Genomic DNA, 26609 nt, shown 5'->3' on the forward strand with positions numbered 1-26609 from the left:
GTGGTGCTCAGCGCGTGAGCGTCCACTGCACGTCGACGGCGTGGTCGGTGAAGCCGCGTGCCGCGTACAGGCGGAGCGCCGATGTGTTGTCGCCTTCGACGTAGAGAGCGGCCGTGTCGACCCCCCGCTCGGCGAGGCGCGTCAGACCGGCGTCGACCACCGCGCCCCCGAGGCCCTCGCCCTGGTGCCCGGGGTGGACTCCGACGGCGTAGAACTCACCCGGCTGCCCGGTCTCGACCTTGAGCCAGCAGAAGGCGATCACTTCGTCGCCGCGCCAGAGCAGCACGAAGTCGTCGGCGTCGAACCAGTCGTCGCCCTGGCGGGCGTCGAGGTCGCTCTGATCGATCGAGCCCTGCTCGGGGTGGTCGGCGAAGGCCCGCGAGTTGAGGTCGAGCCAGGCCGCGTCGTCGACTCCCGGGCGGAAGGCGGCCAGGCGGTCGCCGTCGATCAGCCGCGGCGAGCGGGGTCCGACGGGGGCCCGCTGCTGCAGCAGGCGCCGCGTCTCGACCGCGCCGAAGCGGGCGGCGAGGGCACGCGCCCCGGGCAGGTCTCCGTGGGCCCAGAAAGCGATCGGACCGGTCGTCGCGTCGAGCACCGTCTGCACGAGTCGCGCACCGAGCCCCCGCCCCCGGTGATCGGGGTGCACGGCGAGCTCGGCCTCGCCGTCGCGCACGAGCGCCGCCGCCCGGCGGTCGCCGAGCACGCGGGCCTCGCCCGAGCGCAGCTCGACGAGCGCCTGGTCGTTGAACGGCGGGCTGCCGTCGGTCGCCGAGGCCGCCGCCGCGAGCGACAGCACGTCGTCGACGCCGGCTGCCGGGGTCGAGTCGGTCGGATCCGCCGAGGAGGCGCGGGTCGTGTCGTCGGGGCCGGTCACGTCAGGCGCCGGGTGCGGGGGTGTCGTCGTCGTACACGTTGAAGCGGTAGCCGACGTTCCGGACGGTGCCGATCAGCGACTCGAGGTCGCCGAGCTTGGCGCGGAGGCGTCGCACGTGGACGTCGACCGTGCGGGTGCCGCCGAAGTAGTCGTAGCCCCAGACCTCGCTGAGCAGCTGCTCGCGGGTGAAGACGCGGGAGGGGTGGGTCGCGAAGAAGCGGAGGAGCTCGAACTCCTTGAAGGTGAGGTCGAGCGGACGCCCGTGGACCTTGGCCGAATAGCTGGCCTCGTCGATCACGACGCCCGAGGCGTGGATCTTCGAGCCCGTCTGCGACTGGGCGAGACGACCCGTCACGAGGCGGATGCGGGCGTCGACCTCGGCCGGGCCGGCGCCTTCGAGGATGACGTCGTCGACGCCCCACTCGGCGTTGACGGCCGTCAGACCGCCCTCGGTCAGCACGAGGACGATCGGCACCGTGACCCCGGTCGTGCGGAGGATCTTGCAGAGCGACTTCGCGCTGGCGAGATCGGCCCGGGCGTCGACGAAGATGAGGTCGCTCGACGGGGCGTTCACCAGTTGCGCGGGTTCGGCGGGGATCTGGCGGGTACGGTGGCTGAGGAGCGCGAGCGCGGGCAGGACGTCGGGCCCGCCCGCGGAGGTCAGTACCAAGAGCTGCGCCACACGACCTCCAGTGAATGTACTGTCGAGCAGTCTAAAACATGAGCCCGGCCCATCCCGACCACCCGATGCTAGGGGAGGTCTCGAACGGAGAACGACGAAGTGGCAGATCCCCTGACCCCCGCCCCGGTCGACACGGCGCGGCTCAAGCCCCTCACGATCGTGCCCGTCTGGCTGGCCGCGGTCGTCGCCGCCGTCCTGATCGTCGCCGTCGTGCCGCGTGACGAGGCCTTCACCTGGCTCTCGCTCTCGCTGGGCGGCGCCATCGTGCTCTCGTTCGTGCTGCAGCTCGCGGCGAGCCAGAAGGACGGCCTCGTGTCGCGCACGATGCTCGCGCTCTGCGGCAGCCTCATCGTGCTCGCCGCGGCGACGCTCGTCGTCGTCCTCACGAGCTGAGCGTCCACCGGCCGGTCCCGATCGCCCCTGCCGCTGTCGGTGGTCGGCGGGTAGGCTGACCGCATGGATTCCTTGCTCGCTCTCGAGTTGTTCTTCGTCGGCCTCCTCGCCCTGGCGTCCCTCGGCATCGGGTTCGTGTCGGTCGTCGTGCTGGTGAAGCTCTTCAAGGGTCAGCGCTGACCTTGATCGACATCCCCACCGACCTGCCGTCGGAGCTCGTCCCCCTGTCCTGGCTCATCGGCGTGTGGGAGGGCACCGGCGTCGTCGACTACAAGATCGGCGACGGCGACCCCGACCTCCCCGCCGACGGCGCCGAGCCCGCCGAGCGCCGCATCCACGAGTTCGGGCAGCGCATCAGCTTCAGCCACGACGGTCTGCCGTTCCTCAACTACAGCTCGTTCACGTGGCTGCTCGACGACGAGCGCACGCCCCTGGCGAGCGAGACGGGCTACTGGCGGCTCGAGCGGCCGGCCGAGGTGGGCGACCGCGGCCCCGGCATGCTGCCCGGCGTCGGCGTCCAGCCGTACACGTCGGCCCGTGCCGTCGAGATCCTCCGCACCCCCGACGACGGGTTCGGCCTCGAGGTGCAGATCGTCCACCCGACGGGTGTCAACGAGCTCTACCTCGGCCGGGTCAAGGGCCCGCGCATCGACCTGGCCACCGACGCGGTGCTGCGTTCCAGCAACGCGAAGGAGCACACCGCCTCGACCCGCATGTACGGGCTCGTCGAGAACGACCTCCTCTGGGCATGGGACATCGCGGCCCTCGGCCAGGAGCTGCGCACGCACGCCTCCGGACGGCTGTCGCGCGTTGACTGACGCCTCCGCCGGCGGCGAGACCACCGCCTCCCCGGTCGACGCGGCGTCGCGATCGCCCTTCGCGACGCGCGACGGCTTCGTGGACGACGGCTCCGGCGTCGCCGCGCACTACGGCGAGCTGATCCGCGAACAGCGCCGCCTGTCGCAGGGCGGCGCCGTCGTCGATCTCTCGAGCCGCGGCGTGCTGACGGTGACCGGCCCCGACCGGCTGAGCTGGCTCAACTCGCTGACGAGCCAGAGTCTCGTCGGGCTGGCCCCCGGCGCCTCGGCCGAGACGCTGCTGCTCGACGCCAACGGCCGACTCGAGCACGCGGTGCGCCTGGTCGACGACGGCGAGACCGCATGGCTGCTCGTGGACGGCGACGAGACCGAGCCCCTGCGGGCGTGGCTCGACCGCATGCGGTTCATGCTGCGCGTCGAGGTCGCCGACCGCTCCGGCGACGTCGCCACCCTCGGGTCGATGCACGAGATCGCCGACGCCGACGGCATCACCCCGCTGACGTCGAACGGCGTGGCGATCGTCTGGGTCGACCCCTGGCACGACGTCGTCGCCGGGGGGCACAGCTACGCGGATTCCGAGAGCCACCCCGGTCGCGAGTGGTCGTACCGCGAGACCCTCGTCGCCCGCGACGATCTCGCGGCCCTGGCCGGGTCGTCTGACACCGTCCCCGAGCTGGCGGGCACGCTCGCCCTCGAGGCCCTGCGCATCGAGGCCTGGCGCCCCCGGCTGACGACCGAGGTCGACGAGCGCAGCATCCCGCACGAGCTCGACTGGATGCGCAGCGCCGTCCACCTGTCGAAGGGCTGCTACCGCGGCCAGGAGACGGTGGCCAAGGTCCACAACATCGGGCACCCGCCCCGCCGACTCGTGATGCTGCACCTCGACGGCAGCGACGGCGTGCTGCCCGCGCGCGGTGCCGACGTCGTGCTCGCGGCGGCGTCCGCCGACGCGTTCGGACGACCGGCCGAGTCCCCGTCCGGCCCCGAGGCCGTCGCCCCGTCGGCGACGCCGACCGTCGTGGGGCACGTCACCAGCGTCGCGCTGCACCACGAGCTGGGTCCCGTGGCCCTCGCGCTCGTGAAGCGCACCACCCCCGAGACCGCGGCGCTCGCCGTCGTCGCCGACGACATCGTGGTCGCCGCCTCGCAAGAGGTCATCGTCCCCTCGTCCGCCGGCGCCGCAGCGGGGGTCCCCCGCCTGCCCCGTCTCGGCGCCGTCCGACGCTGACCCGGCGGTGAGCGGGATCGAGGGGGCGGGCGCCTCGTCGACCGGGCGGGCGCGATCGATGCTGACCCGCGCCTCCGGCGGTTTCGATCCCCGCCTCGCGACCGCGCGCACGATCGCGTCCGGCCCCGCGGTCGTGCAGATCGTCGTCGCCGTATCGCTGTCGTACGCGATCACGCACTACCTGCTCGGTCATGCGATCCCGCTGCTGGCCGTGACGATCACCATCTCGTCGCTCGGTCTGGCCCGCGACGCCCGACCGCGACGCGTGCTCGAGAACGCGGTCGGGGTGCTCATCGGCATCGCGCTCAGCGAGGTGCTGTTGCTGATCGTCGGCAAGGGGCTCTGGCAGATCGCGCTCGTGCTCGCCGTCGCCCTGTTCGTCGGGCGGTTCTTCTCGTCGAGCAGCGCCTTCGCCGCGGCGGCCGCCACCCAGTCGATGCTCGTCATGCTGCTGCCCGACCCCGAGGGCGGGCCGTTCGTCCGCAGCATCGACGGGGCGATCGGCGGGGTCGTCGCGCTGCTCGTCACGGCGATCATCCCGCGCGATCCGATCGGCCTCGCCCGAGCCGACGCCCGTCTGCTCTTCGCCGAGGTCGAGCACGCCTTCGCGTCGCTGATCGCGGCCGTCCGCACCGACGACGTCCGCCGGGCCGACGACGCCCTCCGACGACTCCGGTCGACGCAGCCGCTGCTCGACGACTGGTCGTCGACCCTCGAATCGGCGCAGTCGATCGCGCGCCTCTCGCCCTTCCTCCGCTCGCGTCTGCCGCATCTCCGACAGCAGGCGACCGTCCGGCGGTACGTCGATCTGGCGGTGCGCAACCTCCGGGTGATCGCCCGTCGGCTCGACACGTCCATCGGCGACGGCGTCGACCGGAGGGCCGTGGGCGATCTGCTCGAGAGCACCGCCCGGGCGGTGGCCGTGCTCGGCGAGTCTCTGCACGACGTCGAGAGCCGGCCGGTCGCCCGCGAGGCGCTCGCGGCGGTGGCCCGCCGGCTCGACCCGGGTGCGGTGCTGCCCGGGGCGCCCGTGACCGAGGCGATGATCGTGCTGATGATGCGGCCGCTGCTCGTCGACCTGCTGATGGCGACGGGCCTCGAGCACGACGAGGCCCGCGCCCTGCTCGCCCCCGTCTGACCGCCTCCCCGCGGTCACGTGATCACGGGCCCGGCCTCTCCCGCCGGACGGCAGGTCACGGGAGGGGTGCGACCGACTCCCAGGGGAGCGAGAGCTCGCCGAGCCGCCAGCGCGAGGGTCCGTGCCGCACGGGCCAGCCCGTGTCGCGGAGTCCCCGCACCGTCGCGAGCCATCGCTGCACCGGGCCGTAGACCGAGAGCGGCGCGGCGACGGCCCACTGCCGGTCGAGATCGACGAGCAGGTCGTGCACCCGCTCGCCGGCGACGTTGCGGTGGATCAGCGCCTTCGGCAGCCGTTCGGCCACGATCGACGGGACGTCGAGGTCGGCCAGACGCAGCGAGATCGTGAACGCCTGCGGGCCCTCGGGGGTGACGTCGACCCAGCTGGCGACCCGTCCGACCTCGTTGCACGTGCCCTCGACGAGGACGCCGCCGGGTTGCAGCCGGGCGGTCATGAGGCCCCAGGCGTCGGCCACCGCCGACTCGTCGTACTGCCGCAGCACGTTGAACGCCCTGATCACGGCCGGCCTCCGGCCCGCGTCGAGGGGCACCTCGAATCCGCCGCGACGGAAGCTGACGCCGGGCCGTGCCGACCGCGACGCGAGCCGCACGCGCTCGGGGTCGATCTCGATCCCCACGACCTCGACGTCGCCCCGGACCTTCAGGAGGCGCTGATGCAGCTCCAGGGGAGTGGTCGCGCTGGCCCCGTACCCGAGATCGACGACGAGCGGGTCGTCGGCCCGGAGGAACGCGGGGTGCGCCGCGATCCAGCGGTCGACGCGACGCAGCCGGTTGGCGCCGGTCGTGCCGCGGGTGATCGAGCCGATGGGCATGAGGCGAGTCTGCCAGGAAGCCGTCGCGATACGCTGGTCGCATGACTTCGACCCTCATCCTCCTGCGTCACGGCAACAGCGAATGGAACGCGAAGAACCTGTTCACGGGATGGGTCGACGTGCGGCTCACCGAGCAGGGCCGCGCCGAGGCCAAGCGCGCCGGCGAGCTGCTGCGCGAGAACGACCTGCTGCCCGACATCCTCTACACGTCGCGCCTGACGCGCGCCATCCAGACCGCCGACATCGCGCTCGAAGAGGCCGACCGCCTCTGGATCGACGTGAAGCGCTCGTGGCGTCTCAACGAGCGTCACTACGGTGCGCTCCAGGGCAAAGACAAGGCCCAGACCCTCGAGCAGTACGGCCCCGAGCAGTTCCAGACCTGGCGCCGCTCGTTCGACGTGCCGCCGCCCCCGCTCGACGACGACAGCGAGTTCTCGCAGGCGCACGACAAGCGCTACGCCGAGCTCGGCGTCGACGCCCCGCGCACCGAGTCGCTCGCGCTGGTCATCGAGCGGATGCTGCCGTACTGGCACAGCGACATCACCGAGAGCCTCGCGGCCGGCGACGTCACCCTGGTCGTGGCGCACGGCAACTCGCTGCGGGCGCTGGTGAAGCACCTCGACGGCATCGGCGACGACGAGATCTCCGAGCTGAACATCCCCACGGGCATCCCGCTCGTCTACGAGCTCGACGACGACTTCGCCCCCACCGGCCCGGGCCGGTACCTCGACCCCGAGGCCGCCGCCGCCGGGGCCGCCGCGGTCGCGAACCAGGGCAAGAAGTAGCGGCCGCACCCCGGAGAACCGCCGAGACCCCCGTGCGCGCACGGGGGTCTCGGCGGTTCTCCGGGGTGTCAGCGGGCCCTAGACGAACTGCGCGCTGATCTCGAGCACCAGCGCGTCGATGTCGACCGGGGTGCTCGTGTCGACGCGGATCACGGGCCAGAGCCCCAGGGGCTCGGCCGCCCCGGCCCACGCGCTCCACGACGCGCGGGTCGACTCGACGGTGCCGTGCGCGGGGTGACGACCCCCGCCGGCGATCCGGTCGACGCTCCGCTGCAGCGCGACCTCGGGGTCGACGTCGCACCAGACCTCGACGGTGCGCGGGGACCCGGCCCGGGCGACCCCCGCTCGGGCTCCCTCCAGATCGTGAGGGCGATCCCAGAACGAGTCGACCACGACGCCCGCCTCGACCTCGGCCGCCATCGACCAGACGGTCTCGTGGGCGATGCGGCCGACCGCCTCGGGGGCGACCATCGGGCCGGCGAGGTCGACCAGCGCCTCCGTGACGGGGTCGTGGGCGAGGAGCGGGCAGCCGAGCACTCCCGCGAGCGTGGCCGAGAGGGTGGTCTTGCCCGACCCGGGCAGACCGTTGACGAGGATCGCGACTGAAGCCATCCCGCCATCCTCTCGCACTTCACGGACCCGCGACCCGCTCGTGCCGACCGCGGAGGAGACGACGGAGGCGCGGTGCCCGTCGGACGGGAACCGCGCCTCCTTCGGAGTCGCCCGGTCTCAGACCTCGGACGCGACCCAGTCGCCGGTCGCCAGGTACTGGACCTTCTTGGCGATCGAGACGGCGTGGTCGGCGAAGCGCTCGTGGTAGCGCGAGGCGAGGGTCGAGTCGACGGTGTCGACGGCCGCGCCCTTCCAGGTCTCGCCGAGCACCTTGTCGAAGACGCTGAGGTGCAGCTCGTCGATGCGGTCGTCGTCGTTGCGGATCTCCTCCGCCAGGCGGACGTCCTCCGTCGTCAGCAGCTGGGTGAGCTTCTCGGCGATGGCGACGTCGAGCTCGCCCAGCTCCTTGAAGGTCGGGCGAAGCGACTTCGGCACGACCTTCTCGGGGAACCGGTAGCGGGCCAGCTGAGCGATGTGCTCGGCCATGTCGCCCATGCGCTCGAGCGACGCGCTGATGCGCAGGGCGCTCACCACGATGCGCAGGTCGCGGGCGACCGGGTTCTGGCGGGCCAGGATGTCGATGGCCAGCTCGTCGAGGGCGATGGCGCGCTCGTCGATGGCGTCGTCATCGGCGATGACCTGCTCGGCCAGCGAGACGTTCGACTCGTTGAAGGCCGTCGTCGCGTTCCTGATCGAGACGGCGACGAGGCCGGAGATCTCGACCAGGCGCTCCTGGACCTCTTGCAGCTCCTGCTGGAATACCTCGCGCATGTCGTTGTCGACCCTCTCGTAGCTTCGCGGGGGCGTGGACGCCCGGCAGCGGGGGCACAGTCGCCCGCACAGTCCAGTCCAGCCTCATGGGTGAAGGTTAACGACCGGTGCCGGTGACCTGAACAGTGACCAAAGTACAGGCCGTCGCAGCCCCTCCCGTTCATCATGCCCCTCCCGGGTCACTATCGTGATGGCATGGACTCCGCCTGGTTGGTGCCCGTGTCGCTGGCCTTCGGGGCCGTGGCGGGTGCCGCGATCGTCATCGTCGTCGTGGCGGCGCACGCGCGATCGGTGAAGGTGGCCCGGCTGGTCGAGGTGTCGCTGCCCGACGGCATCGACGCGGTGCTCGACGCGCTCGAATCCGCCGGCGTCGTGGTCGACCCGTCCGGCAACGTGCTGAAGGCCTCGCCCCGGGCTCTGCAGCTCGGACTGGTCTCGGCGCAGCAGCATCTCGTGCACCACGAGATCGAGGACCTCGTCGCGACGGCCCGCCGCGAGGGCGAACCGCAGGCCGACGAGCTCACCCTCGCGCGCCTCCCCGGCAGCGACGCCACGTTCGTGCTCGGCGTGCGGGTGGCCCCCCTCGGCGGACGCTTCATGCTCGTCCTGGCGGAGGACCGCAGCGAGGGGCGCCGCCTCGACGACATGCGCCGCGACTTCGTGGCCAACATCAGCCACGAGCTGAAGACGCCGATCGGCGCGGTCGGGCTGCTCGCCGAGGCCCTCGAGTCGGCGTCGTCCGACCCCGATCAGGTGCGCCACTTCGCCAAGAGCCTCACCCGCGAGGCCGGCCGTCTCGGGCGGCTCACCCAGGACATCATCGAGCTCTCGCGTCTGCAGGCCACCGACGCCCTCGAGTCGAGCGAGCCCATCGACGTGCGTCACGTGGTCGACTCGGCGGTCGACCGCAACCGGGTCGTCGCCGACGCGCGGGGCATCACGCTCGTCGCCCGCGGCGGTCGACACGCGATGGTGCTGGGCGACGAGCAGATGCTCGTCACGGCGGTCGACAACCTCATCGCGAACGCGATCAACTACTCGCCCGACGGGTCGCGCGTCGGAATCGGCGCCACCGTCGACGACTCGGGCACCGTCGAGGTCGCCGTCACCGACCAGGGCTACGGCATCCCCGACGACGAGCTCGACCGCGTCTTCGAGCGCTTCTACCGCGTCGACCCCGCCCGTTCGCGGCGCACCGGCGGCACCGGCCTGGGGCTCGCGATCGTCAAGCACGTGATCCAGAATCACGGCGGAGACGTGCGCGTCTGGTCGCAGGTCGGCAAGGGCAGCACCTTCACCCTCCGACTGCCGGAGGCGCGCACCGCCCCCGACACCCGTTCCGGCCCCCTGCCGGTCACGACCCGACACGGCAGCACCACACGACAAGACATCGAGGCACGATGACGACCCACATCCTGATCGTCGAAGACGAGGAGTCGCTGAGCGAGCCGCTCGCGTTCATCCTCGAGCGCGAGGGCTACCGCACGACGGTGGCGGAGGACGGCCCCGCCGCCGTCGCCGCCTTCGAGAAGAACGGCGCCGACCTGGTGCTGCTCGACCTCATGCTCCCGGGCATCCCGGGCACCGAGGTCTGCCGCGTGATCCGCAGCAGGTCGCAGGTGCCCATCGTCATGCTGACCGCGAAGGACAGCGAGGTCGACATCGTCGTCGGGCTCGAGCTCGGCGCCGACGACTACGTGACGAAGCCGTACTCGACCCGCGAGCTGCTGGCGCGTATCCGCGCGGTGCTCCGTCGACGCGTCGACACCGACGATCTGTCGGACTCGATGCTCGAGGCGGGAGACATCCGGATGGACGTCGAGCGCCACGTCGTGACGGTGCGCGGCGAGGACATCGCGATGCCGCTGAAGGAGTTCGAGCTGCTCGAGCTGCTGATGCGCAACGCCGGGCGCGTGCTGACGCGAGGCCAGCTGATCGACCGGGTGTGGGGCGCCGACTACTTCGGCGACACGAAGACGCTCGACGTGCACATCAAGCGGATCCGCTCGAAGATCGAGGCCGTGCCGTCCGAGCCGAAGGCGCTCGTGACCGTCCGCGGACTGGGCTACCGCATCGAGGCCTGACCCGCGCCTCCTGCCGTCGGGCACGCGGTGCTTCGGGCACGCGGTGCTTCGGCGCACGCGGTGCTTCGGCGGTCGCGGTGCCGAGGAGGCGCGGCGCGGCGAGACGACGAGAGGCCCGGCACCGCAGATGCGGGCCGGGCCTCTCGTGCTGACGGTCTTACGAGGCGGGCGAGGGCTCCGGCGTGGCGCCCTCCTGCGTCGTGCCCTCGTTGGTCTGACGATCGTTCCCCTCGGGCAGGGTGGTCGACTGCGGCAGCGGGGTCGAGTCGGCGCCCGGCTCGTCGCTGGTGGCGGGGGAGGGGAGCAGGGTCGAGTACTCGGGCAGGTCGCCGTTCAGGACGGGGACCTGCAGCGTCTTGCCGGTCTCGTCGCCGTACTGGACGTAGACGGGCAGGAGCTGGCCGATGGTGACGTCGAGGTCGGACATCAGGAGCTGGTCGTCGCCCTCGGTCGTGCCGCGACGCACCTCGGAGTCGCCCTCGACCGTGACGGTCTCGGTCTGCTGACCGGCCTCGGTCGGGTACTGGAACGAGACGTCGACCGAGTCGCCGCCCGTGTTCAGGATGACCATGCTGAGGCTGGCCTCGGTGCCGTCCTCCGTCAGGGCGATGGCGTTCCGCACGGCGATGTCGCCGACGTTGACGCTCGTGCCGTCGCTGGCGTCGTACTGCTTGAGGGTCGCCTGGGGGCTGATGAAGTTGCAGCCGGCGGCGACGAGGACGACGCCCACGCCGACGGCGGTGGCCGCCACGGTGCGACGGGCGAGCGCCGATCGAAGGTTCAGCACAGATCCGTCTCGCACGGGTGTCCTCCAGGATCCAGTCAGAGCAAAGGGTCTCTACAGCCTATCCATTCGAGGGCGGGCCGGTGGGTAAGGGAGCCCTTACCGAGCGGCCCCCATGCTATCTTGTGAGCCGCAGAACGGAGCCCGATCCATGCATCTCGAGGCCGATGAGACCCCTGTCGACCCGCATCGGAGGGCTGTGGCGGACACCCAGCCCGACGATCTCCTCGCCGACGTCGTCCGGGCCGTCGTGGTCGTCGCCGCGGGCAGCGGCACCCGCCTGGCCCAGGGGGCGCCCAAGGCCTTCGTCGAGGTCGCGGGCCGGAGCATCCTCGAGCGCTCGCTCGAGTCCCTCTTCGCGTCGGCCGACCCCGTCCAGGTCGTCGTCGTCGTGCCGTCCACGCTGGTGGCCGAGTCGCGCGCGCTCGTCGAGTCGGTGGCCGGGGCGGCCTCGGGCTACGCCTCCGTCGTCGTCGGCGGATCGACCCGTCAGGGCTCCGTCGCCGCAGGCCTCGCCGCGGTGGCGCCGTCGGTGGCGACCGTGCTGGTGCACGACTGCGCCCGGCCGTTCACTCCGACCGCCCAGTTCGACCTCGTCGCCTCGACCGTCGAGAGCACCGGCCACGGGGTCGTGCCGGGTCTGCCCGTGAGCGACACGATCAAGCGCGTGGGAGCGGCGGGCGAGGTCGTCGAGACCGTCGACCGCGCCGAGCTGGTCGCCATGCAGACGCCGCAGGGGTTCCCCCGCGCCGCTCTCGACGCCGCCTACGCCGCGGCCCGCGCCGAGCACACCGACGACGCCGCGCTCTTCGCCGCGAGCGGTCATCGGGTCGTCGTCGTCGAGGGCGACCCGGTCGCCTTCAAGATCACCACCCCGTGGGATCTCCGTCGCGCCGAGACGATCGCTCGCGGCGAGGGCGCGTCGTCGTCGTCGCTCCGAGCGGGCGGCGGTCCCGGCGACGCCGCGCACCGGCTGCGGAGCGGTCTCGGCATCGACGTCCACGCCTTCGACGCGGAGCAGCCCCTCCATCTGGGTCTGCTCTCGTTCGAGGGCGAGCCGGGTCTCGCGGGGCACAGCGACGGCGACGCCGTCGCGCACGCCCTGGTCGACGCGCTGCTGTCGGCCGCTGGCCTCGGGGACATCGGCTCGATGTTCGGCACCGACGACCCCCGCTTCGCCGGGGCGAGCGGAGAGGTCTTCCTCACCGCGACCCTCGAGCGGCTCACCGGGGCCGGGTTCGACGTCGTCTCGGCGGCGGTGCAGGTCGTCGGCAACCGACCGCGGCTCGCCCGTCGGCGCCTCGAGATGGAGGCGCGGCTGATCGAGGTCGTCGGAGCACCCGTCAGCGTCTCGGCCACCACCACCGACGGGCTCGGGTTCACCGGGCGCGGCGAGGGCGTCACGGCGATCGCCACCGCTCTGGTGGCCGTCGTCGGAACCACTGAATAGGCTGATCCCGTGACGATCCGCCTCTACGACTCCCGCGCCCAGGCGCTCGTCGACTTCGAACCGCTCGTACCCGGCCGCGTCGGGCTCTACGTCTGCGGCCCCACGGTGCAGTCGTCGCCGCACATCGGCCACCTGCGGTCGGCGCTCGTCTACGACCTGTGGCGCCGCTGGTTCACCTACCGCGGTCTCGACGTCACGCTCGTCCGCAACGTCACCGACATCGACGACAAGATCCTGGCGCTGGCCGCCGGCACGGACGAGCAGTGGTGGGCTCGGGCCTACCGCTACGAGCTCGAGTTCACCGCGGGGTACCAGGCGCTCGGCATCCTCGCCCCGACGTACGAGCCCCGGGCGACCGCGAGCATCACCGAGATGCAGCAGCTGGTCGAGACGCTGATCGAGCGCGGGCACGCCTACGCCGCCGCCGACGACTCGGGCGACGTGTACTTCGACACGGCGAGCTGGCCGACCTACGGGGTCCTCACCCGTCAGGACGCCGCCGACATGGCCCCCGCCGCCGACGCCGACCCGCGCGGCAAGCGCGACCCGCGCGACTTCGCCCTCTGGAAGGGCGCCAAGACCGACGAGCCCGCCTCGGCCGCCTGGTCGTCGCCGTGGGGCGAGGGGCGACCCGGCTGGCACATCGAGTGCTCCGCGATGTCGCGGCGCTACCTCGGCACGGACTTCGACATCCACGGCGGCGGTCTCGACCTCAGGTTCCCCCACCACGAGAACGAGCTCGCGCAGTCGACCGCCGCCGGCGACGGCTTCGCCCGGCATTGGCTGCACAACGGCCTCGTCAACGTCGACGGGCAGAAGATGTCGAAGTCGCTCGGCAACTCGATCTTCGCGGCGGAGTTCCTCGAGAAGGCGCGTCCGGTCGTCGTCCGGTACTTCCTCAGCGCGGCCCACTACCGGTCGACGATCGACTACCACGACGGCGCCCTCGTCGAGGCCGACGCGGCCCTCGAGCGCGTCGAGACCTTCCTGTCGCGCGCCGAGCGCCGACTCGTCGGCACGCGGTTCGCCGCGGTCGGGTCCCGCGTGGTGCCCGACGACTTCGCGACCGCGATGGACGACGACCTGAACGTCCCCCAGGCGATCGCCGTGCTGCACGACGCGGTCCGCGCGGGCAACAGCGCCCTCGACGACGACGACCTCGACACGGCGGCCCGCGAATGGCAGCACGTGGCCGCCATGGTCGCCGTCCTCGGCATCGATCCGCTCGCCCCCGAGTGGCGCGACGACGACGAGGGCGCGGCGCACCGCGCGCTCGGCGCCGTGATCGACGTACTCTTGGCCGAACGCCAGCACGCCCGGGCCGATCGCGACTTCGCACGGGCCGACCAGATCCGCAGCACCCTCTCGGGTGCCGGGATCACCATCGAAGACACCCCCAGCGGGTCGCATTGGAGCCTCGAACAGTGAAGAACACCAGCGGAGCACGCAAGGGCCGTCCCGGCAACAGTGCCGTGCGACAGGGCAGCAAGGGCAAGCAGGTCGGCAGCGGCGGGCAGGGGCGTCAGGCTCTCGAGGGCAAGAAGCCCACGCCCGCGGCGGAGGACCGCCCGTACCACCCCGCGGGCAAGGCCAAGATCGCGCGCGAGCGCCTCGAGAGCGCCCGCGGCCGCAGCAGCAACGGCCCCCGCGCCGGCTCGCCCATCGCCGGTCGCGGCGGAGCGGCCGACGCGCAGCGCCGCCGGCCGAAGTCGGCGGACGACCACGAGATGGTCACCGGGCGCAACTCGGTGCTCGAGGCCCTCCGCACGCGCATCCCCGCGTCGACGCTCTACATCGCGGCGCGCATCGAGATGGACGACCGCACGAAGGAGATCCTGCAGCTCGCCACGCGCCGCGGGCTCCCGGTGCTCGAGGTCATGCGCCCCGAGCTCGACCGTCTGACCGGCGCCGACTCGGTGCACCAGGGCGTCGCGCTCAAGGTCCCGCCGTACGAGTACGCGCACCCCATGGACCTCCTCGAGCTGTCGGTCAAGCGCCAGCAGAAGCCGCTCTTCGTCGCGCTCGACGGCATCACGGACCCCCGCAACCTCGGCGCGATCATCCGTTCGGTCGCCGCGTTCGGCGGGCAGGGCGTCATCATCCCGCAGCGTCGCTCGGTGGGTCTGACGGCCTCGGCCTGGAAGACCTCCGCCGGTGCCGCGGCGCGCATCCCCGTCGCGATGGCGTCGAACCTGACGCAGACCCTCAAGTCGTTCAAAGAGCAGGGCGTGTTCGTCGTCGGTCTCGACGGCGGCGGCGACGTCATGCTGCCGGGTCTCGAGCTGGCCGATCGCCCGATCGTCGTCGTGGTCGGCAGTGAGGGCAAGGGCCTCTCGCGCATCGTCGCCGAGACCTGCGACGCGATCGTCTCCGTGCCGATCACGGGTGCCGTCGAGTCGCTGAACGCGGGCATCGCCGCGTCCGTCACGCTCTACGAGATCTCGAAGCTGCGCGCCGAGCGCAAGAAGTAACCCCGACGCAGGAGGCGCGGGTCGGCATGCCGCCGACCCGCGCCTCCTGCGTCCCCCCCCGGTCACGGACCGGACGTCAGACCTTCGTGCGCCAGTCGTCCTCGTCGGCCTCGAGGAGGTCGGCCTCGGGCAGCGAGATCGACCCGGTCGGCGGCTCGATGACCATCTGCTCGTCTCGGCGGTGCCGCAGCACGTCGTTGATGTACGAGGTGAGAGCCTCGGCGATGGGCACGTCGCGGTTCTCCTGCTGCGAGCGGTACCAGCGGTGCTCGAGCAGCTGATGGAAGACCTCGGCCGGCTCGAGGCGACCGCGCAGCTCACGGGGGATGGACCGGACGACGGGCTCGAACACCCGGGCCGCCCACTCGTGAGCCACCATCTCCTCATCGTTGTCGTTGCCGCCGCTGCGCAGGCGGTAGGCGTCGAGGTCGTTGAGCAGACGACGCGCCTGGTTCTCTTCGACGTCGAGACCGGTGAGGCGCAGCAGGCGACGCGAGTGGTGGCCGGCGTCGACGACCTTGGGCTGGATCTTCACCTGGGTGCCGCCCTCGGCGGTCTTGATCGCGAGCTCCTCGATGTCGAAGCCGAGGTCGTTGAGGCGCTCGACGCGGTCGTTGATGCGCCAGCGCTCCGAGCTCGAGAAGGTCTCGCTGCCGGTGAGCTCCGTCCAGAGGCTGCGGTACTTGGCGACGATGCCGTTGCTCACGTCGACGGCGTCGAGGTTGTCGTCGAGTCGCCCGCCCGCCTCGAGGTCGAGCAGCTCGCCGGCGATGTTGACCCGGGCGACCTCGAGGTCGTTCTCGCGCTGCCCGTTCGAGAGGCCGCCCGGGTAGAGCTTGCCCGTCTCGGCGTCGACGAGGTACGCGGCGAAGGCGCCCGCGTCGCGCCGGAAGAGCGTGTTCGAGAGCGACACGTCGCCCCAGTAGAAGCCGATGATGTGCAGGCGCACGAGCAGCAGCGCGAGCGCGTCGACGAGCCGCTTGGCGGTGTCGGGGCGGAGGGTCTGCGAGTACAGCGCGCGGTAGGGCAGCGAGAACTTCAGGTGCCGGGTGACGAGCACGGGGTCGAGCGGCGAGCCGTCCTCGTCGTGGCGGTTGGTGATGACCGCCAGGGGGTCGACGCAGGGGATGTCCATCCGCTGCAGCGTGCGGAGCATCTCGTACTCGCCGCGGGCCATCTCGCCCGAGGTCTCCTTGATGGCGATGACGTAGCCGCTGAGGTGGGCGAATCGCACCAGGTGCCGCGAGATGCCCTTCGGCAGCGTCGCGATGGCGTCGTCGGGCCACACGTCGAGGGGGAGGTCCCACGGCAGGTCGAGCAGGGCCGGGTCGACCGTGGCGGAGGTGATGTTGAGGGAGTCGGGCATCGTCTCGTGTCTCTCGGGGCGGTACGGGATCGGCCCGACGGGTCACCGGGGCGGTCCGCCCAGATGACCCGTCGGGCCGATGAGGTGTGCTGCTACGCGCTGATGACGGCCTTGTCGCCGAGGCGCTCGCCGCTCTCGGTGTCGAAGACGTGCACGTGGTGCGCCTGCGGGGTGATGTGGATCGTGTCGCCCAGCTTGGGGTGGTTGCGGCCGTCGACGCGCACGACGATGTCGACGCGCTGACCGTTGACCTCGGTGTGACCGTAGAGGTAGCCGTCGGCGCCGAGCTCCTCGACGACGTCGACCGTGACGGCGAGGCCCTCGCCGGTCGTGTTGACGACGACGTCTTCGGGGCGGACGCCCACGGTGACGCTCTTGCCGGTCGCCTGGCCGACGGTGTCGCGGTCGACCGAGGTGACGGCGGTGCCGAACTGGATGCCGCCGTCGACGACGTCGGCGGGCAGCAGGTTCATGGCGGGCGAGCCGATGAAGCCGGCGACGAAGACGTTCTGCGGCTTCTCGTACAGGTCGCGGGGGGTGCCGACCTGCTGCAGGATGCCGTCCTTCAGGACCGCGATGCGGTCGCCCATGGTCAGGGCCTCGGTCTGGTCGTGGGTGACGTAGACCGTGGTGACGCCGAGACGGCGCTGCAGCGAGGCGATCTGGGTGCGGGTCTGGACGCGGAGCTTGGCGTCGAGGTTCGAGAGGGGCTCGTCCATCAGGAACACCTGGGGCTGACGCACGATCGCGCGGCCCATGGCGACGCGCTGACGCTGACCACCCGAGAGGGCCTTGGGCTTGCGGGCCAGGTAGGGCTCGAGGTCGAGCAGCTTGGCGGCCTCGAGGACGCGGGTCGCGCGCTCCTCCTTGCCGACGCCGGCGATCTTGAGCGCGAAGCCCATGTTCTCGGCCACGGTCATGTGCGGGTAGAGCGCGTAGTTCTGGAACACCATCGCGATGTCGCGGTCCTTCGGCGGGACGTCGGTGACGTTGCGGTCGCCGATGAAGATGTCGCCGCTGTTGACCTCTTCGAGACCGGCGAGCATGCGGAGGGTCGTCGACTTGCCGCAACCCGAGGGGCCGACCAGGACGAGGAACTCGCCGTCCGCGACCTCGAGGTCGATGGCGTCGACCGCTGCGCGGGTCGAGCCGGGGTAGAGGCGGGTGGCCTTGCTGAACGTGACTGACGCCATGATGTTTCTCCTTCACCGGCAGGTACGTGCCGGACGATCCTTCGTGAATGGATGGTGATCAGACCAAGAGGTCCGCGATGACCACCACCCGACAGTATGGCACCGAACCGAGACGGTCTCATCCCTCGTCCGGGTCGGGGACGGTATCGTCTTCATCACGGCGGCTCGGACACCCCCCCCGACCGGCCCGTGACCCTCGGGCGCTGCAGCCGCAGCCCCTCCCCACACCCCTTACGACGCGACGGCGACGAGCCGTGGCGCATCGGAGAGACCCGTTCCATGACTGACAACGCCTCGGACGACAAGACCCTCACGAAGAACCAGCGTCGCGCCGCCGCCCGCCAGAAGGCGCAGGCGGCCCGCAAGAAGCAGAAGCGCCGCCAGCGGACCGGTCGCGTCCTGCTGCAGGGAGGCATCGCCCTCGCCCTCGTGGCGGTCGTCGTGATCGTCGTCGTCGTGATCACGAACAGCATCCGTCCGGCCGGCCCCGGCCCCGCGAACATGGCCAGCGACGGCATCCGCATCGGTCAGGACTTCGTGGCCGACACGACGCCGGCTCTGGCGGCCGACGACGAGCCGGTGCCCTCCGCCACCACGGCCGCGAGCGACACCGTCGACATCGTCGTCTACCTCGACTACCTCTGCCCCATCTGCGGCCAGTTCGAGGCCGCCAACAACGAGTACATCGCCGGTCTGGTCGACTCGGGTGCGGCGACGGTCGAGTACCACCCGGTGGCCATCCTCACGAACCAGTCCGTCGGCACCCGGTACTCGAACCGGGCCGCCAACGCCGCGGCCTGCGTCGCGAACTACTCGCCGAACTCGTTCTTCGACTTCAACACCGCCCTGTTCGAGCAGCAGCCCGAAGAGGGCACCCGCGGCCTCGACGACGCGGCCCTGTCGGACATCGCGAGCGGCATCGACGGCGTGGTCGACCCCGCGCGCATCGCGACCTGCATCGACGACGAGGAGTTCGGCTCGTGGGTCACCGCCGCCACGCAGCGGGCGATCGACGGCCCCATCCCGAACAGCACGGTCGAGACCCTCGCCGGAACGCCCCTCGTGCTCGTGAACGGTCAGCGCTACGACCCGAGCCTGCCCTTCACCAACGAGGAGTTCCGCAACTTCGTCGTGACCGCGGCCGGCAACAGCTACGCCGACAGCAGCACCGCGACGCCGACTCCCGCTCCGGCCGAGTCGGACGCCCCCGCCGAGCCGGCCGAGTCGACCACCCCGGCGCCGACGGAGACCCCCGCGAGCTGAGCGGCCCGGGCCCGGGGGTGGGCAGGCCCGGCCCCGGGGGTCGCCGGGCCCGCACCGCCCTCCGGTCCGCGCCTCAGGTCGACATGCGGGGGTGGGGCAGGATCCCCGCCCCCTTGACCGGCAGCTCGTGCAGCGCGACGTCGCGGATCGCGCCCGCGTCGAGCGTCAGCGTCAGATACGTCGCGTGCGGCTGGCGGCGGCGGTCCGTCGGCGAGCCGGGGTTGAGCAGGCGCAGCCCGGCGGGCGTGGTGGTGTCCCAGGGGATGTGACTGTGGCCGAACAGCAGCAGGTCGGTCTCGGGGAAGAGGCGGTCCATGCGGGTCTCACGCGCCTCCTTGGCTCCGGTCTCGTGGACGACCGCGAGGCGGACGCCGTCGACGGTGGTCCGGACGACCTCGGGCAGCCGATCGTCGAACTCGGGGCCGTCGTTGTTGCCGCGGACCCCGATCAGGAGGCGCGCGCGGGTCTCGAACTCGTCGAGCAGTGGCAGGCCCGTCCAGTCTCCGGCGTGCACGATCACGTCGGCGCGATCGACGGCGGCCCAGACGGCGGACGGCACGGCCTTGGCCTTCTGCGGCACATGGGTGTCGGACACGACGAGCACGGAGGTCGGCATCCCCCCACGCTAGGGGCGCGCGGGAGCGATGCGGACCGTTATGGTCGGAACGGGGTTGGCTTGCTCTGTCGGCTCGTCAGCCTGACAGCATCGCACGACCAGAAACGAGGACGACACCGTGGGACTCTTCCGCAGCCAAGCCACCGAGGTGGCCCGGCAGGACGCCGCCGTGCGTCACTCGCTCTGGGCGGACGCCTTCGGCGCGCTCGCGACGCGCGCCGTGCAGATCATCGCCGTGGTCATCGTGGCCGCCGCCCTCATCTACGTGTTCCTCAGCCTCAGCCTGGTAACCCTGCCGGTGCTGCTCGCCCTCATCTTCGCGTCGGCGATGCTGCCAGTGGTGTCGTTCCTGCGGAAGCACCGGGTGCCGTCCGTGCTGGCGACCCTCATCTGCCTCTTCGCCGTCGTCATCATCCTCGGCCTCATCGCGTGGCTGATCGTCTGGGCCGTCGAGAACCAGGCCGCTTCGCTCGCCGAGTCGGCGACACAGGGCATCGAGCAGCTGCAGAACTGGGTCACGACCCTGCCCTTCTCGATCACCGACGATCAGATCCAGGGCGGCATCGACGCCGTGACCGACTTCGTCACCAGCGCCCAGTTCGGCTCGGGCGCCCTCGCCGGGGCCTCGGCCATCGGCAGCTTCCTGACCGGTCTCGTGCTGATGATCGTCGTGCTGTTCTTCTTCCTCAAGGACGGCCCCGCCATCTGGGAGTTCATGCTCCGTCCGTTCCGCGGCGAGCAGTACGCCCGTGCCCGTCGCATCGGCGACAAGACCGTCGCGACGCTCGGCGGGTACGTCCGCGGCACGGCGACGGTAGCGGCCGTCGACGCGATCGGCATCGGCGTCGGCCTGTGGATCATCGGGGTGCCCCTGGCGCTGCCCCTCGCGGTCGTCGTGTTCCTCACCGCGTTCATCCCGCTCGTCGGAGCGACGGCGGCGGGCATCCTCGCCGCGCTCGTCGCGCTGGTGGCCAACGGCGTGCCGGCCGCGATCTGGGTCGTCGTGGTCGTCGTCGTCGTCAACCAGCTCGAGGGCAACTTCCTCCAGCCGGTGCTGATGGGCCGCACGCTGCAGCTGCACGGCCTCGTCATCCTGGTCGCCCTGACCGCCGGCACGATCCTCGGCGGCGTCGTCGGCGCGGTCATCGCGGTGCCGGTGATGGCCGTCGCCTGGGGCATCACCCAGGTCTGGAACGGCGAGCACGAGCCCGCGGAGATGTTCCGGCAGAAGAGACGCGAAGAGGTCCGCTAGGGGCCCTGCATCCGAGGAGGCGCGGTGCGAGTTCGACTCGCACCGCGCCTCCTTCGTGCGCCCCGCCCCACCTCCGAAGAATTGTGCAGATTCTGCAGATAAATGGTTGCGAATCGTCAACCACCGAGTATGGTTGACATTCTGCAACCACAGGACCAGCCATCGGCGTCGGGTCCCCACCATCTCGAATCACCGGAGCGAACCTTGTCGCAGACCACGACCGCCGCGGGCACCAGGCCCGCCGCACCGCACGAACCGGGCGAAGCGCCCGGCATGAGCCACCGCGAAGTCCTCACCGCCCTGTCGGGGCTGCTGATGGGCATGCTCGTGGCGATCCTGTCGTCGACCGTCGTGTCGACCTCGCTGCCGCGCATCGTCAGCGACCTGAACGGCAGCCAGACCTCGTACACGTGGGTCATCACCGCCACGCTGCTCGCGACCACGGTCAGCACGCCGCTCTGGGGCAAGTTCTCCGACCTCACGAACCGCAAGGTGCTGCTGCAGGTGGCCCTCGTGCTGTTCGTGCTGGCCTCGGTCGCGGCCGGGTTCTCGCAGAACACCGCGACGCTCATCACGTTCCGCGTCTTCCAGGGCCTCGGCGCCGGCGGTCTGACCGCCCTCGTCCAGGTCGTCATGAGCGACATCATCAGCCCGCGCGAGCGAGGCCGCTACATGGGCTACCTCGGCGCCGTGATGAGCGTCGGCACCATCGGCGGCCCGCTGCTCGGCGGCGTGCTCACCGACACCATCGGCTGGCGTTGGAACTTCTTCGTCGGCGTGCCCGTCGGCATCGCCGCCCTGATCGTCATCCAGCGCACGCTGCACCTGCCCGCCAAGCCGAAGCGCAAGGTCGTCGTCGACTACTGGGGCGCCGGCCTGATCGCCGGCGGCGTCTCGCTGCTGCTCGTCTGGGTGTCCCTCGGCGGCAAGCAGTTCGAGTGGAACTCGCTCACCAGCTGGCTGATGGGCGTCGGCGCCGCCGTGCTGCTCGTGCTCGCCGTGGTCGTCGAGTTCCGCACCGAGGAGCCGATCATCCCCCTGACGCTCTTCCGCAACCGCACCTTCACCTTCGCCGTCGTCGCCTCGCTCAGCGTCGGCGTCGCGATGTTCGGCACCAGCGTGTTCCTCGGTCAGTACATGCAGCTGGCCCGCGGCCAGTCGCCCACCATGGCGGGCATCCTGACCCTGCCGATGGTGCTCGGCCTCCTCATCTCGTCGATGGTCGCCGGTGCGCTCATCTCGAAGTACGGCAAGTGGAAGCCCTACATGATCGTCGGCTCGGTGCTGCTCGCGGCCGGTCTGTTCCTCATGTCGACCATCGAGTACGACACGAACTTCGTCATCGTCTCCGTCTACATGGCGATGATGGGACTCGGCATCGGCATGGTCATGCAGAACCTCGTGCTCGTCGTCCAGAACTCGGTCGACGTGAGCGTCGTCGGGGCGGCCTCGTCGAGCGTCGCGTTCTTCCGCAGCCTCGGCGGCACCATCGGCGTCTCGGTCATGGGCGCCGTGCTCGGCACCAAGGTCTCGGGCTACATCACCGACGGTCTGACCGACGCCGGGGTCGACCCCAGCGCCCTGGGCAGCGGCGAGTCGACCACGAGCATCCCCGACCTCAGCACCGTCCCCGCCCCGATCCGCACGATCATCGAGTCGGCCTACGGCCAGGGCGTCGCCGACGTGTTCCTCATCGCCGCGCCGCTCGCGATCATCACCATCGTGTTCGTCTGCCTGCTCCCGAACGTCGAGCTCGGCACGAAGAGCGGCATCCAGCGTGCCGCCGCAGCCGCGCCGACCACCGACGGCGACGACCGCAGCGCAGGAGGCGCGGCGCCGGTCGACGGGAACGTCGCGTCGCCGGCGACCAAGGGGGCCGCGGCCACCGCCGCCCTGGCCCCCGCGGTCTCGAGCGCCCCGGTGACGACCGACGACGGTCCGAGCGACCGCGACGGCGACGCCCCGGTGTCGCCGACCGTCGGCTCCGGCTCTGCCTCCGGCTCCGATGCCGACGCCGGCGCGCTCCCGGGCGAGCGTCGCCACCACTCCCACACGGCCGCCCGCACCGGGACGATCGATACGATCATCGCGACGGGTGCCGCCGAGGTGGCGGGTCACCCGGTGACGGACGACGAGCTGGCCGAGAGCCCGGTGTTCTCGTCCCTGGTCGAGGAGAAGGATGTCGCAGCGGACCGATGACGCGACGCGGACGGGCGCGGTGCCAGGCGCACCGCGCCTCCCGGGCCCGGACGACGGGGGTCGCGAGGGCCTGATGGCCGGAGTGGTCGACGAGATCGGCTCGATGATGGTCGAGGCCAAGCGAACCATCGCGGCCGCGGCCTCGCGGTTCGACCCCGACGTGCCGCCGACCGCGTTCTACGTGCTGCGGTACGTGATGAAGCACCAGCCGTGCACCGCGGGCGACATCGTCAAGGCGATGGCGATGGACAAGAGCGCCGTCAGCCGTCAGGTGACGCTGCTGCGCGAGGCCGGGTTCGTCGACGTCGTGGCGGATGCGAGCGATGGGCGCGTGTCGATGCTCCGCAGCACCGAGCGGGCCGACGCGAGGATGCTCGAGGTGCGGCACGAGAACCGCGCCGTGTTCCGCAGCCACGTCGAGGGATGGACGGACGACGAGCTCGCCGAGTTCGCCGGCTGGCTCCGCCGCTTCAACACCCCTCCGGCGGCCGCCGCTCGCTAGCGTCCGGCGCGCGTCTTGCACGGAGAGGGACGTTCTGCGCCGTGGTCCGGCGGCAGAACGTCCCTTTCTCGCGAGGAGGCGGCGCTAGATCGTCGCGGTGTCGATCACGAAGCGGTAGCGGACCTTGCTGGCGACGACGCGCTCGTAGGCCTCGTCGACCTCGTCGGCGCCGATCGTCTCGATCTCGGCCCCGATGCGGTGCTCGGCGCAGAAGTCGAGCATCTCCTGGGTCTCGGGGATGCCGCCGATGTTCGAGCCGGCGAGGCTGCGACGGCCGCCGATGAGCGAGCCGGCCCGGAACGACTGCGGGTTCTCGGGCAGGCCGACGAACACCATGGTGCCGTTGAGGCGCAGGGTGCGCGCGTAGGCGTCGATGTCCATGTCGGCCGAGATCGTGTTGATGATCAGGTCGAACGAGTTCTTCAGGTCCGAGAACGTCGACGGGTCGCTCGAGGCGTAGTAGTGGTCGGCGCCGAGCTTCAGGCCGTCCTCCTGCTTCGACAGCGTCTGGCTGATGACGGTGACCTCGGCGCCCATGGCGTGCGCGATCTTGACGGCCATGTGACCGAGGCCGCCCATGCCGACGACGGCGACCTTCTTGCCGGGGCCGGCGCCCCAGTGCTTCAGCGGCGAATAGGTGGTGATCCCGGCGCAGAGCAGCGGGGCCGCCTCGTCGAGCGCGATGCCCTCGGGGATCGAGAGCACGTAGTTCTCGTCGGCGACGATCTGCTTGGCGTAGCCGCCGTAGGTGGGCTCGCCCGAGTACTGGCGGCCGTTGTAGGTCGCGACGTTGCCCTTGACGCAGAACTGCTGCTCGCCGGCGAGGCAGTTCTCGCACTCGCGGCAGCTGTCGACGAAGCAGCCGATGCCGACGCGATCGCCGACCTCGTGCTTGGTGACTTCGCTGCCGACCTCGGTGACGATGCCAGCGATCTCGTGGCCGGGCACCATCGGGAAGATCGCCTTGCCCCACTCTTCACGGGCCTGGTGGATGTCGCTGTGGCAGATGCCGGCGAAGGCGATGTCGATCCGGACGTCGTTCGGACCGACGTCGCGCAGCTCGACGGTGGAGTGCTCGAAGGGGGCGCCGGCGGACGGCGTCAGCAGGACGGGGACGGTGGTTGTCATGGGGTTACCTCCGGGGGTTGCGAGTGACTCGCGCGTCTGTGGGCGCGCTGATCTCCGACGACGCTGTGGGGGACTCCATGAGCCTAGGCGCGCCCGGCTGGGCCTCGCTCGTGACGGGAACCGTTCTCAGCTCGAGCACCGAGGAGGTGCGGCTCAGCCGAGCAGATCGGCCTGCCAGACGAGGGCGGCCGCCCCCACGAGCGGGCTCTCGTCGCTGAGGCCCGAGCGGACGACGCGCACCCGGCGGGCGTAGTCGTTGACCGGCGCCTCGTCGACGGCCTGCCGGACCAGATCGAGGTAGTCGTCGCTGACCCGCGAGAAGCCGCCGCCGATCGCGGCGACGTCGAGGTCGAGCAGGGTCGTGACCGACGAGATGGCCTCGCCGACGGCGGTGGCCGAGCGGCGGACCGCGGCGACGGCGATCGGGTCGCCGTCGCGGTATCCCGCGGCGAGGTCCTCGCCGCGCTCGCCCTGCCAGCCCTGGGCCCTGGCCCACGCGACGACGTTCGGCCCCGAGGCGATGACCTCGAGCGTGGCGGCCCAGGCGCTCTCGCCCGCGGGGCGGTCGGCGATCTGGATCTGGCCGATGTGACCGGCGTTGCCCGTGCCGCCCGACAGCAGGCGCCCATTGACGATCAGCCCGCCGCCCACGCCGGTCGAGACGGTGATCGCGAGGGCGTCGTCGACGCCCTGGGTGGCGCCGACCCAGTGCTCGGCGAGGGCGAGGCTCACGCCGTCGAGCCGGAGGGTGACGGGCGCCGCGTCGGGCAGCGTCGAGGCCGCGAGGGAGGTCACCAGCTCGCGCAGGGGGTACCCGCGCCAGGCCGGGAGGTTGATCGGCGACACGGTGCCCGCGACGAGGTCGACGGGGCCGGCGCTGCCGATGCCCGCGCCCACGAGCGCATCGCCCTCGGGCAGGGCGCCCAGCGCGTGGACGACGACGGCCCGCACCGACTCGGCCAGCTCGTCGGACGTCGCCGTCGCGCCCGTGGGGCGGCGGTCGCGGCTGCCGGTCAGGAGGGTGCCGTCGGCGGCGACGAGCGCGGCCTCGACCTTGGTTCCGCCGACGTCGACGGCCAGTGCGTAGTGGGTCACGTCGTCAGCGTAGCGGCGGGGTGCGACGCCGACCGGGCGCGGTCTAGGGTGACGTGTCGCCTCGCGTGTCCGACCGGGCGGCTCCCGTCGACGAGAGGCGCGCATGACCACCACCGAGGGCAGCATCGACGGCCGGAGCGACGGCGGAGCCGACGGGCGGGTCGTCGTCATCGGCGACGCGCTGATCGACGAGCTGCGCACCGACGAGGGCTCGAGCGATCACGTCGGGGGCGCCGGGCTCAACGTCGCCGTCGGGCTCAGCCGCCTGGGCGTGCCGACCACGCTGCTGGCGAGCGTCGGCGACGACGCCGACGGCCGCTCGATCCGCGACTTCCTCGACGAGCACGGGGTCGAGCTCGTGGCGACCGTCAACCCGCTCGGCACCGGCCGCGCCGTCTCGCTGCGGGTCGACGGCGAGCCCTCGTACGTGTTCACCGACGCGGCCGTCGACCGCGGGCTCGACTTCTCGCCCGAGCAGCTCGACGTGCTCGCGGCCGCGCCGCTCGTCGCCGTCAGCTCGTACCCCTTCGACGACGCCGCCCTGACCGACCGGCTGCTCGCCGTCGTCGGCGACGAGCCGCGACGACTCGTCGTCGACCCCAACCCGCGCCCGGGGTTCCTGCCGGGCGGCGACGCCCAGGTGACCGCGTTCGGAGCCGGGTTCGCCCGCGTGGCCGCCGCGTGCCTCCTGGTCAAGATCGGCGACGACGACGCCGCCCTCGTCACGGGCCGGTCGCTTGAGGAGTGGCAGGACGCGCTGCTCGCCGCCGGGGCCGGGGGAGTGCTGGCCACACGCGGCTCCGACGGTGCCGGTCTGCTGCTGTCCGGTCGCGACGAGCTGCGACGCGGCATCTCGGCCGCTGAGGGCGACGTCGTGGACACCATGGGGGCCGGCGACGCGACCTTCGCCTCGATCGTCTCGTCGCTGCTCGCCGACCGCCGCGACCCCGGCTCGGTCGACTGGGCCGACGCGCTGGGTCGGGCGATGGACGTCGCCGCGGCGACCGTGCGCTCGCCGGGCGCGCTGCTGCGCTCGCCGACGCTCTGAACGGTGCCGCGCCTCCTCGGAGCGG

General features: G+C 71.7%; 26 protein-coding genes. 15 read left to right on the plus strand and 11 right to left on the minus strand.

The genetic code is table 11. The annotated features are described in order from the left end of the window. Positions 1-7: 7 nt before the first annotated feature. Both mshD and ASF89_RS03650 read right to left on the minus strand, forming a co-directional pair. A complete protein-coding gene (gene mshD / locus ASF89_RS03645) occupies positions 8-874 on the minus strand; it encodes a mycothiol synthase (protein WP_055812131.1) in 867 nt (288 codons plus the stop codon). A 1-nt stretch (position 875) separates the two neighbouring features. Beyond that, the gene (locus tag ASF89_RS03650; protein ID WP_055800233.1) at positions 876-1556 is read right to left on the minus strand and encodes a winged helix-turn-helix domain-containing protein; all 681 of its coding nucleotides are present in this window, start codon (positions 1554-1556) and stop codon (positions 876-878) included. 99 nt (positions 1557-1655) lie between these two features. Between ASF89_RS03650 and ASF89_RS03655 the strand changes: the two genes are divergently transcribed. The 4 genes from ASF89_RS03655 (at position 1656) to ASF89_RS03670 (ending at position 5133) form a co-directional block, all read left to right on the plus strand. Then, positions 1656-1949 carry a hypothetical protein gene (locus tag ASF89_RS03655; protein WP_082475332.1) on the plus strand — a complete coding sequence of 98 codons (294 nt, stop codon included), beginning with the start codon at positions 1656-1658 and terminating at the stop codon, positions 1947-1949. 182 nt (positions 1950-2131) lie between these two features. Then, positions 2132-2767, plus strand: a complete 636-nt coding sequence (locus tag ASF89_RS03660; RefSeq protein ID WP_055800235.1) for an FABP family protein — start codon at positions 2132-2134, stop codon at positions 2765-2767. Then, on the plus strand, positions 2760-3995 hold the full coding sequence (locus ASF89_RS03665) for a folate-binding protein YgfZ (RefSeq protein WP_055812134.1): 1236 nt from the start codon (positions 2760-2762) through the stop codon (positions 3993-3995). Before ASF89_RS03660 ends, ASF89_RS03665 begins: the two co-directional genes overlap by 8 nt. 7 nt (positions 3996-4002) lie before the next feature. Then, the gene (locus ASF89_RS03670; RefSeq protein ID WP_156357420.1) at positions 4003-5133 is read left to right on the plus strand and encodes an aromatic acid exporter family protein; all 1131 of its coding nucleotides are present in this window, start codon (positions 4003-4005) and stop codon (positions 5131-5133) included. Between the two features lie 55 nt (positions 5134-5188). Here ASF89_RS03670 and ASF89_RS03675 read toward each other — a convergent pair whose 3' ends face one another. Beyond that, on the minus strand, positions 5189-5965 hold the full coding sequence (locus ASF89_RS03675; RefSeq protein ID WP_055800243.1) for a class I SAM-dependent methyltransferase: 777 nt from the start codon (positions 5963-5965) through the stop codon (positions 5189-5191). 41 nt (positions 5966-6006) lie between these two features. Between ASF89_RS03675 and ASF89_RS03680 the strand changes: the two genes are divergently transcribed. Beyond that, a complete protein-coding gene (locus ASF89_RS03680) occupies positions 6007-6750 on the plus strand; it encodes a phosphoglyceromutase (RefSeq protein ID WP_055800246.1) in 744 nt (247 codons plus the stop codon). Between the two features lie 78 nt (positions 6751-6828). On the opposite strand, the gene ASF89_RS03685 is transcribed toward ASF89_RS03680, so the two are convergent. Both ASF89_RS03685 and phoU read right to left on the minus strand, forming a co-directional pair. After that, the gene (locus ASF89_RS03685) at positions 6829-7362 is read right to left on the minus strand and encodes an AAA family ATPase (RefSeq protein WP_055800249.1); all 534 of its coding nucleotides are present in this window, start codon (positions 7360-7362) and stop codon (positions 6829-6831) included. 117 nt (positions 7363-7479) lie between these two features. Beyond that, entirely contained in the window at positions 7480-8133 is a 654-nt protein-coding gene (phoU, locus tag ASF89_RS03690; RefSeq protein WP_055800254.1) for a phosphate signaling complex protein PhoU, read from the minus strand. Positions 8134-8328: 195 nt separating this feature from the next. On the opposite strand from phoU, the gene ASF89_RS03695 reads away from it, so the two are divergent. After that, entirely contained in the window at positions 8329-9537 is a 1209-nt protein-coding gene (locus tag ASF89_RS03695; RefSeq protein WP_082489750.1) for a cell wall metabolism sensor histidine kinase WalK, read from the plus strand. Beyond that, entirely contained in the window at positions 9534-10217 is a 684-nt protein-coding gene (locus ASF89_RS03700; RefSeq protein WP_055800259.1) for a response regulator transcription factor, read from the plus strand. The genes ASF89_RS03695 and ASF89_RS03700 overlap by 4 nt, the downstream gene beginning before the upstream one ends. A 157-nt stretch (positions 10218-10374) precedes the next feature. Here ASF89_RS03700 and ASF89_RS03705 read toward each other — a convergent pair whose 3' ends face one another. Then, positions 10375-11019, minus strand: a complete 645-nt coding sequence (locus ASF89_RS03705) for a hypothetical protein (protein ID WP_156463307.1) — start codon at positions 11017-11019, stop codon at positions 10375-10377. A gap of 181 nt (positions 11020-11200) precedes the next feature. Between ASF89_RS03705 and ispD the strand changes: the two genes are divergently transcribed. From ispD to rlmB, 3 genes are read left to right on the plus strand one after another with little or no spacing between them, the layout of a single operon-like run. After that, positions 11201-12451 (plus strand): 2-C-methyl-D-erythritol 4-phosphate cytidylyltransferase, encoded by a 1251-nt coding sequence (gene ispD / locus ASF89_RS03710; RefSeq protein WP_055812138.1) that lies wholly within the window; start codon positions 11201-11203, stop codon positions 12449-12451. 9 nt (positions 12452-12460) lie between these two features. Further along, entirely contained in the window at positions 12461-13879 is a 1419-nt protein-coding gene (cysS, locus tag ASF89_RS03715) for a cysteine--tRNA ligase (protein ID WP_055800270.1), read from the plus strand. Then, the gene (rlmB, locus tag ASF89_RS03720) at positions 13876-14922 is read left to right on the plus strand and encodes a 23S rRNA (guanosine(2251)-2'-O)-methyltransferase RlmB (protein ID WP_055800273.1); all 1047 of its coding nucleotides are present in this window, start codon (positions 13876-13878) and stop codon (positions 14920-14922) included. Before cysS ends, rlmB begins: the two co-directional genes overlap by 4 nt. A 76-nt stretch (positions 14923-14998) precedes the next feature. On the opposite strand, the gene ASF89_RS03725 is transcribed toward rlmB, so the two are convergent. Both ASF89_RS03725 and ASF89_RS03730 read right to left on the minus strand, forming a co-directional pair. Further along, complete coding sequence (locus ASF89_RS03725) at positions 14999-16288, minus strand: DUF4032 domain-containing protein (protein ID WP_055800277.1); 1290 nt, start codon at positions 16286-16288, stop codon at positions 14999-15001. A 92-nt stretch (positions 16289-16380) separates the two neighbouring features. Then, positions 16381-17481 (minus strand): ABC transporter ATP-binding protein, encoded by a 1101-nt coding sequence (locus tag ASF89_RS03730; RefSeq protein WP_055800280.1) that lies wholly within the window; start codon positions 17479-17481, stop codon positions 16381-16383. Between the two features lie 279 nt (positions 17482-17760). Between ASF89_RS03730 and ASF89_RS03735 the strand changes: the two genes are divergently transcribed. Continuing rightward, positions 17761-18744 carry a thioredoxin domain-containing protein gene (locus ASF89_RS03735; protein WP_082489752.1) on the plus strand — a complete coding sequence of 328 codons (984 nt, stop codon included), beginning with the start codon at positions 17761-17763 and terminating at the stop codon, positions 18742-18744. Between the two features lie 73 nt (positions 18745-18817). Here the strand turns inward: ASF89_RS03735 and ASF89_RS03740 are convergent, their stop codons facing one another. Further along, positions 18818-19360: a metallophosphoesterase gene (locus ASF89_RS03740; protein ID WP_055812141.1), complete on the minus strand. Its 543-nt coding sequence runs from the start codon at positions 19358-19360 to the stop codon at positions 18818-18820. Positions 19361-19478: 118 nt separating this feature from the next. On the opposite strand from ASF89_RS03740, the gene ASF89_RS03745 reads away from it, so the two are divergent. The 3 genes from ASF89_RS03745 to ASF89_RS03755 all read left to right on the plus strand — a co-directional run bounded on the left by ASF89_RS03745 (position 19479) and on the right by ASF89_RS03755 (position 23313). After that, positions 19479-20612 carry an AI-2E family transporter gene (locus ASF89_RS03745; protein ID WP_055800288.1) on the plus strand — a complete coding sequence of 378 codons (1134 nt, stop codon included), beginning with the start codon at positions 19479-19481 and terminating at the stop codon, positions 20610-20612. 273 nt (positions 20613-20885) lie between these two features. Then, entirely contained in the window at positions 20886-22811 is a 1926-nt protein-coding gene (locus tag ASF89_RS03750; RefSeq protein ID WP_055812144.1) for an MDR family MFS transporter, read from the plus strand. Then, entirely contained in the window at positions 22792-23313 is a 522-nt protein-coding gene (locus tag ASF89_RS03755) for a MarR family winged helix-turn-helix transcriptional regulator (protein ID WP_055812147.1), read from the plus strand. The genes ASF89_RS03750 and ASF89_RS03755 overlap by 20 nt, the downstream gene beginning before the upstream one ends. 84 nt (positions 23314-23397) lie before the next feature. Here ASF89_RS03755 and ASF89_RS03760 read toward each other — a convergent pair whose 3' ends face one another. Both ASF89_RS03760 and ASF89_RS03765 read right to left on the minus strand, forming a co-directional pair. Further along, a complete protein-coding gene (locus ASF89_RS03760; RefSeq protein ID WP_055800297.1) occupies positions 23398-24441 on the minus strand; it encodes an NAD(P)-dependent alcohol dehydrogenase in 1044 nt (347 codons plus the stop codon). Between the two features lie 153 nt (positions 24442-24594). Beyond that, positions 24595-25536 carry an ROK family protein gene (locus ASF89_RS03765; RefSeq protein WP_055812151.1) on the minus strand — a complete coding sequence of 314 codons (942 nt, stop codon included), beginning with the start codon at positions 25534-25536 and terminating at the stop codon, positions 24595-24597. 103 nt (positions 25537-25639) lie between these two features. Here ASF89_RS03765 and ASF89_RS03770 point away from each other — a divergent pair, with 103 nt between their 5' ends. Beyond that, on the plus strand, positions 25640-26584 hold the full coding sequence (locus ASF89_RS03770) for a carbohydrate kinase family protein (protein WP_055812154.1): 945 nt from the start codon (positions 25640-25642) through the stop codon (positions 26582-26584). Positions 26585-26609 lie beyond the last annotated feature (25 nt).

It is taken from the genome of Frigoribacterium sp. Leaf172, assembly GCF_001424285.1.
Taxonomy (GTDB): domain Bacteria; phylum Actinomycetota; class Actinomycetes; order Actinomycetales; family Microbacteriaceae; genus Frigoribacterium.

Coding starts and splice junctions, on each gene's coding strand:
- ASF89_RS03755 (WP_055812147.1), top strand. CDS start 22,792: ATGTCGCAGCGGACCGATGACGCGACGCGGACGGGCGCGGTGCCAGGC.
- ASF89_RS03740 (WP_055812141.1), bottom strand. CDS start 19,360: ATGCCGACCTCCGTGCTCGTCGTGTCCGACACCCATGTGCCGCAGAAG.
- ASF89_RS03675 (WP_055800243.1), bottom strand. CDS start 5,965: ATGCCCATCGGCTCGATCACCCGCGGCACGACCGGCGCCAACCGGCTG.
- ASF89_RS03700 (WP_055800259.1), top strand. CDS start 9,534: ATGACGACCCACATCCTGATCGTCGAAGACGAGGAGTCGCTGAGCGAG.
- ASF89_RS03735 (WP_082489752.1), top strand. CDS start 17,761: ATGACTGACAACGCCTCGGACGACAAGACCCTCACGAAGAACCAGCGT.
- ASF89_RS03770 (WP_055812154.1), top strand. CDS start 25,640: ATGACCACCACCGAGGGCAGCATCGACGGCCGGAGCGACGGCGGAGCC.
- ASF89_RS03750 (WP_055812144.1), top strand. CDS start 20,886: ATGAGCCACCGCGAAGTCCTCACCGCCCTGTCGGGGCTGCTGATGGGC.
- ASF89_RS03680 (WP_055800246.1), top strand. CDS start 6,007: ATGACTTCGACCCTCATCCTCCTGCGTCACGGCAACAGCGAATGGAAC.
- ASF89_RS03725 (WP_055800277.1), bottom strand. CDS start 16,288: ATGCCCGACTCCCTCAACATCACCTCCGCCACGGTCGACCCGGCCCTG.
- ASF89_RS03695 (WP_082489750.1), top strand. CDS start 8,329: ATGGACTCCGCCTGGTTGGTGCCCGTGTCGCTGGCCTTCGGGGCCGTG.
- phoU (WP_055800254.1), bottom strand. CDS start 8,133: ATGCGCGAGGTATTCCAGCAGGAGCTGCAAGAGGTCCAGGAGCGCCTG.
- ASF89_RS03760 (WP_055800297.1), bottom strand. CDS start 24,441: ATGACAACCACCGTCCCCGTCCTGCTGACGCCGTCCGCCGGCGCCCCC.
- ASF89_RS03730 (WP_055800280.1), bottom strand. CDS start 17,481: ATGGCGTCAGTCACGTTCAGCAAGGCCACCCGCCTCTACCCCGGCTCG.
- ASF89_RS03685 (WP_055800249.1), bottom strand. CDS start 7,362: ATGGCTTCAGTCGCGATCCTCGTCAACGGTCTGCCCGGGTCGGGCAAG.